Source organism: Cyclobacterium sp. L-R (assembly GCF_056859355.1).
Window position 1 is genome coordinate 56,990 of sequence record NZ_JBSXOH010000056.1, and the last position, 6,061, is coordinate 63,050.

Here is a 6,061-nt window from a genome sequence, read left to right on the forward strand (position 1 = left end):
ATATGTTTCACTTCTGCTTTTTTTCAATACAGCAAAGAACTTTTATTAGCCTTGGCCTTGCTAGGTTTTTTTTTCTACAACAGAAGCATTTGGAACTACCCCATAAGACTGAATTTGTAGATAAATTGTTTCTTAGTTTTACGTCTTTGGCAATTTTATACGTGTTTCTTCCACTAGGTGAAGCCGATTTTTTAAGTAAGCTATTGTATTTAAAAGGAATATTGTTAATTCCCATTTTTTATTTTTTGAGAAGAAATACAAGGATGGATCAACAGTCGATAACCAGACTTTTTAACCTTATAATGATTGTGGCAATCGCTGCCTTTTGTCTAAACGTTATTGAAAAGGATATCGGGGTTCACTTTCAGCAATTTACCAGGTATGTGCAGTTTAACTTTGCTGTCAACGGTATCGATCCTTCAGGTAACCTTGGTTTGTCCTGGACATTTGAAACCCAAACCTCGGGGATGCGTTTGGCCTCCTTTTTTCAGATCCTTTGGAACTTGCCAGTTCCTGTCTATTGGCTTTTTCTACAGGACTTATTTGGTACTTGAGTAAGGAAAGGGCAGACAGTTGGTTGTATATAATAGTAATGGTGGCGGCCTTCGGGAGCTTGATGATGACCGCCTCTAGAGCAGCATTTGGAGCATTTTATATTATGTTACTGTTTGTTGCAGTGATTTTTAGACTCTATAAGTTACTTGGTTTGGGTATTTTGACGTTTTTTGCCTCCGATGAATTTTATTATTTTGTATACGACACCATTACTTTTCAGAATGCATCTAGTGTAGGACATTTGGTAGAATGGTTTCTTGCCTTGGACTCCATCATTGCCAATCCGGAAGGAATTGGACTAGCCATGAGTGGGAATAGGGGAAGTGTAGCTGACGAAGTACTTGTTGGTGGTGAAAATCAGATCTTGATTTATGGTGTGCAAATTGGGGTGCTTGGAATGTTTTTGTACATCGCCATTTTAGGTTTTGGCATTTACAAAAGCCTTCTCGTTTTCAGGAAAACGGAGGACAGCAATACCGCACGGATTGCTTTTGTCGCAGCAACAACTAAATTCGGGCTGCTTCTTCCACTTTTTACATCCAATGCGGAACTTTACACCTACGTTTCCCTTTTTACAAAGTGGATGATGGGTTATTCTTTAACTGCCTATAATCAGCTTTATTCAACTATGAAGTCCGTAAGTGGTCTTCCTCAAACTTTGGCATGAAATCGAAACCAAAAAAGGTTATTCTTCTTGATATTTTTTTTCAATACCTGGCACAAACGGGTATTAAAACCTATACCGAGAATTTGCTTGACCAAGTAGAGGCTTACAATGGAGAGAACTATACTTTTGTCATCTACCCTTCGAGAGAAAAAATATTAAAGAATAATTTCTTCAAAGGAAAGACAGCTCGTTGGAAGAACTGGGTTTTTCAACTACAGTATTTTTCTCATAAACTCATTGTACTTCCAGTGCTTTCATTTTGGTACAAGGCTGATCTTGTCTTATCTCCTGACATTCTTTCTCCCATTTATTCACGCGGCAAAAGGGTATCTGTGATTCATGATGCTTTTTTCTGGGAATCACCCGAACATTACAATGCACTGTGGAGGAAAATATACTTGTTTCTTTTACAGAAAAGCATTGATTCGGGAGCAAATGTTTTGACGATTAGCCATTTTGCAAAAGGCCGTATTTTAAAGTATTTAAGAACCAGCAATCCTATAGAAGTAATTCCAACCGGTTTGGATTTAAAAGTAAAAGCCAAAACTGAAAAGCTGGTTTCACCTCTCTCTAATCCTTACTTTATTCATGTTGGTGTGATGGAGAAAAGGAAAAACATTGTTACGCTAATTGAAGCGTTCTCCATCTTTTTGAAAAAAGTTAAAAAGGATTATTCTTTGGTTTTAGTAGGGCAAAGAGGACCTAGGGAGGCCTTGGATGATTATGGAGCAATTCTGGAAGAAGTTAAGAAACACCAATTAGAGGGGGAGGTTGTCTTTACTGGTTATTTGGATGAGGATGCCTTGACCTCCTATTATAATTCTGCAGAGGCTTATGTGTTCCCATCTACCAATGAGGGCTTTGGTTTACCTGTATTGGAGGCATTCTCTTATGGTTTGCCTGTGATCATAGGACCCCAGGGGGCTTTGCAGGAAGTTGGAGGAGATGCAGTATTGGTGAGTAAGAGCTTTGCTGCAGAGGATTTTTCTGAATCCATGCTAAGGATTTCAAAGGAAGAGGAGACACGGCAACAATTAATAGCATTAGGTTTTAAGCGACTTTCCCTGTTTACGGGGGAGAAGTTTTTCCTATCTTTGCTGGGATATTTTAATAGGAGTATTGATGGGTAGTTTTCCAGGAAAGTTTATTTCAGGGATTTCAGGTTTAGATTTTTCAGACCGATTTGGGCAAGGATGGGACAGGCTTTCTACCCTGTCGGTGTTGGCCCGTATGGGCTTGTGGTGGTTACGCGGAATATTTCTAAGACTGCGGTTAAAATCCTCTAAAGGGATGCTTTTGGTAGGAAAAGGAGTAACCATTCGGCAGGCGGCTTATTTCCAGGTTGGCAGTAACTTTGTCGCTCAGGATCACTGTGAAATCAATTGTCTTTCCCAAAAAGGTATTGTATTCGGAGATAAAGTTACCGTAGGAAGTTATGCCATTATTCGCCCTACCAACTTATATGGGGGAGAGTTAGGTGTTGGATTAAAGGTAGGTAACAATTCAAGCATAGGACCCTATGCATATATTGGCTGTTCCGGATTTATAGAGATAGGCGATAATGTAATGATGTCCCCTAGGGTAAGTATTTATGCTGAGAATCATGTTTTTGATGACAGAGAAAGGCCAATGATAGATCAGGGTGTTAAGCGTTCTTTTGTTAAAATTGAGGATGATTGCTGGATTGCTTCCAATGCAGTGATTTTGTCAGGGGTTACCATCGGCAGAGGTTCTGTCGTGGCTGCAGGAAGTATAGTAACCAAGGATGTACCACCATACAGTGTAGTGGGAGGAAATCCTGCCAAACTTATTAAGTCAAGGTGAAGTTAAAATAGTAAGTAGTTGGATTTTGGTTTTTGAGATTTCAAGAGAATCAAGTGTAGAAGAATAAAATTAAATTTTTTGCGCAAAAAAGTTGTCACAAGAAAAACAAAGGTTGGAAGATTAGGTATAGCCATTTGGTACTAATGGGATTACATTATAGTAATATTTTGAGTTAATCCCGAAAGTAAATGATTAGCCTTTCTTGGTTTTACCTAACCAGAATCAGAAGTACATAAATGAAAAGTAAATCGCAAGAAAAGAAGGTTATGATGCTGCATGGGTCATCTGATCTTTACGGTGCCAGCAAAATATTTTTATTGACAGCCGAGATCTTAAATAAAAATGGGATGTCCGTTATTGTGATTTTATCAGAGGAGGGTCCTCTTGCTGATGGGTTAATAGCACTAGGAATAAGAGTGGAATTTGTTAGATTGGGAATTATTAGGCGTAAGTATTTTAACGTCAGTGGTTTATTTAACAGATTTAAGGTTACTTTTGATGCGTACAAAAAGCTGGCTACTTTAGCGGAAAAGGAAAATATAACACATGTTTATTCAAATACCGCAGCGGTTTGGGTAGGAGCTTTACTTTCTAAGGTAAAAGGATATCACCATATATGGCATCTTCATGAGATCATTGTACAGCCAAAACTCTTTGCCCTATGGATGGGAAAGATGGTTCAGTATAATGCGGACAAGGTAATAGTCGTTTCTGAAGCCGTAAAAACGCATTGGGGAAAATATGTGAGTGCAAATAAACTGCATTTGGTTTATAATGGGATAGATTATAATCCTTACATTTGCAAATCTATAGGTTTGCGTGAAGAACTAAATATCCCAAAAGAGGCAATAGTAATCGGTATGATAGGCCGAGTGAACAGTTGGAAGGGTCAAGAATACTTTTTAGAAATTTCGGAAGAATTAAATAAAAAGTTTTTAAATTTATATTTTCTTTTAGTAGGAGACGCATTTCCCGGTGAGGAGCACTTGTTTGAAGGGTTAGAACAAAGGATTTTGGAAAAAACATTTAGAGATAGAATTTATAATTTAGGTTTTAGAAAAGATATATCCCATGTTTTAGCTACTATGGATATTTTTATTCTTCCATCCTTATTACCTGATCCATTCCCAACAGTAATATTAGAAGCGATGGCTGCAACAAAGCCAGTGGTAGCTACAGCCCAAGGGGGAGCCTTGGAAATGATAGAACATGGAAAAACCGGATACCATATACCTTTGAATGAAGCGCCTGAGGCAGCGGCCATTATAGGTGAACTAATAAAAGACAAAAGCCAGATAAATAAATTGGGTAAAGAGGCTAAAAAAAGCGTTTTAGAAAATTTTTCTTTGCCTAAATATGGACAGAAGATTTTGAATATTTTTTTCTTGAGTAGTAAATAGATACAGTATGTCAAAAAACAACAAGCCGTTGCATGTTGCCATAGTAGGTACAAGGGGTTATCCTTATGTTTACGGGGGTTATGAAACTTTTGTAAAAGAAATGGGTGAGCGGTTGGTGCAGAGAGGAATAGAAGTTACAGTTTATTGTCATGCTCCATTGTTTGAAAAACAACCAAAAAAGGTTAATGGAATCAATCTGGTGTACATACCATGCGTTGAAACCAAGTCTTTGAGCCAGTTAACCAATTCCTTACTTTCAATGATTCATGTCTGTTTTTCAAAAGTAGACGTGGTTTTTGTAGTAAATAGTGCCAATGGACCTTTTGGTATACTCACCAAGTTATTTGGTAAGCCATCTACTATCAATGTGGATGGATTAGAATGGTTGAGGCCAAAGTGGAAAGGATTAGGAGCTCGCTATTATTTATTTGCTTCGAGACTTGCTACGAAGCTATATGATCAATTGATCACCGATTCAGATGAAATGGAAAAAATTTATCTGGAAAAATTCAATGCACCTTCCAAGATGATAGCTTATGGAGCCAACCCAAAACTATCCTCTGACAGTACTTTGATAGAGGAGTGGAATCTTCAAAAAGAATCCTACTTTTTAATCGTTGGAAGACTTATCCCCGACAATAATGCCGACTTGATTGTTGAAGGTTTTGTTAAGTCAAAATCCAAAAGGAAATTGGTGATTGTAGGTGATGTCCCTTACCACGATAAGTTTGCCCAAAGGATGAAACAGGTAGACGACAAAAGGTTGATCTTTACTGGTTATGTTAGAGATCAAGAGCAATTGGCTTCCTTGTATCACAATTGTTACGCCTATTTTCATGGGCATGAATATGGCGGAACAAATCCAGCAATGTTGAAAGCCTTGGGCTTTGGTTGTGCGATTCTTGCCTTAAATACCCGATTTAACCAAGAAATGCTTCAAAAAGGCAAGTATGGTTGGTATTTTGAGAAAAATGTAGAATCAGTTGTGGATATTACAGATAGGGCGGAAAAGTCTCCAGAGAAAATGGAGAAGCTAAGAGAACATTCAAGGGAAGGACTGACAGATAAGTACAATTGGGATGTTGTGACGGATGAATATGAAGCTCTTTTTAAGTCTTTATGTAAAAGGAAGATTAAAGAAAACCTGGTTGAAATTAATTATTAGAAAAGCATTTAATTTAACATTTAACCTGTTATAACCTTAATAGGCTATTCAAAGCCTATTAAGGTTTAAATATTACCGGATTTATTCCGGTTTTTTTTTGTTCATTTATCGATAGGGGTGTTAAACCCGAAATATGCAATAGACATTCTATTACGTGCTGAAATCGCTTTAAAATCAGCCACTTCGTTGCTGTTTTCAATTTCACCATAGCGGTGCTATGCTAAAATCTCCAAACAGCCCGATTTTCTTGCTATTGCAACACTTCCCGTAAACACGGGACAGGCTATCACGAATTCTATTAAATAATCCGGGTTAAATAATCCCATAAGGGAATCAGACCAGGGGCTTGTGGGGCTCGGGAAATGGTTGAAAAGAAATTTATGAATAGTCTTGGCTAAAGTAGGCTAATCATAATTCAATAAATGGCTGGAAATACCCCAAAAAGTGGCC

6 protein-coding genes are annotated in these 6,061 nt (G+C 37.8%); all 6 read left to right on the plus strand.

All coding sequences use genetic code 11. From position 1 onward, the window contains the following. Window positions 1–302: 302 nt before the first annotated feature. The 6 genes from AC13EX_RS07255 (at window position 303) to AC13EX_RS07280 (ending at window position 5,611) form a co-directional block, all read left to right on the plus strand. Complete coding sequence (locus tag AC13EX_RS07255; protein WP_482892143.1) at window positions 303–554, plus strand: hypothetical protein; 252 nt, start codon at window positions 303–305, stop codon at window positions 552–554. Further along, window positions 551–1,222 (plus strand): hypothetical protein, encoded by a 672-nt coding sequence (locus AC13EX_RS07260; RefSeq protein WP_482892144.1) that lies wholly within the window; start codon window positions 551–553, stop codon window positions 1,220–1,222. The genes AC13EX_RS07255 and AC13EX_RS07260 overlap by 4 nt, the downstream gene beginning before the upstream one ends. Continuing rightward, entirely contained in the window at window positions 1,219–2,352 is a 1,134-nt protein-coding gene (locus tag AC13EX_RS07265; RefSeq protein WP_482892145.1) for a glycosyltransferase family 4 protein, read from the plus strand. The genes AC13EX_RS07260 and AC13EX_RS07265 overlap by 4 nt, the downstream gene beginning before the upstream one ends. Next, on the plus strand, window positions 2,345–3,046 hold the full coding sequence (locus tag AC13EX_RS07270; RefSeq protein WP_482892146.1) for an acyltransferase: 702 nt from the start codon (window positions 2,345–2,347) through the stop codon (window positions 3,044–3,046). The genes AC13EX_RS07265 and AC13EX_RS07270 overlap by 8 nt, the downstream gene beginning before the upstream one ends. Before the next feature lie 236 nt (window positions 3,047–3,282). Then, complete coding sequence (locus AC13EX_RS07275; protein ID WP_482892147.1) at window positions 3,283–4,446, plus strand: glycosyltransferase family 4 protein; 1,164 nt, start codon at window positions 3,283–3,285, stop codon at window positions 4,444–4,446. 7 nt (window positions 4,447–4,453) lie between these two features. After that, a complete protein-coding gene (locus AC13EX_RS07280) occupies window positions 4,454–5,611 on the plus strand; it encodes a glycosyltransferase (RefSeq protein WP_482892148.1) in 1,158 nt (385 codons plus the stop codon). The last annotated feature ends 450 nt before the right edge of the window (window positions 5,612–6,061 follow it).

Bases quoted from the DNA above. Each gene is read 5' to 3' on its own strand.
- AC13EX_RS07255 (WP_482892143.1), top strand. From the start codon at position 303: ATGATTGTGGCAATCGCTGCCTTTTGTCTAAACGTTATTGAAAAGGAT.
- AC13EX_RS07265 (WP_482892145.1), top strand. From the start codon at position 1,219: ATGAAATCGAAACCAAAAAAGGTTATTCTTCTTGATATTTTTTTTCAA.
- AC13EX_RS07270 (WP_482892146.1), top strand. From the start codon at position 2,345: ATGGGTAGTTTTCCAGGAAAGTTTATTTCAGGGATTTCAGGTTTAGAT.
- AC13EX_RS07275 (WP_482892147.1), top strand. From the start codon at position 3,283: ATGAAAAGTAAATCGCAAGAAAAGAAGGTTATGATGCTGCATGGGTCA.
- AC13EX_RS07280 (WP_482892148.1), top strand. From the start codon at position 4,454: ATGTCAAAAAACAACAAGCCGTTGCATGTTGCCATAGTAGGTACAAGG.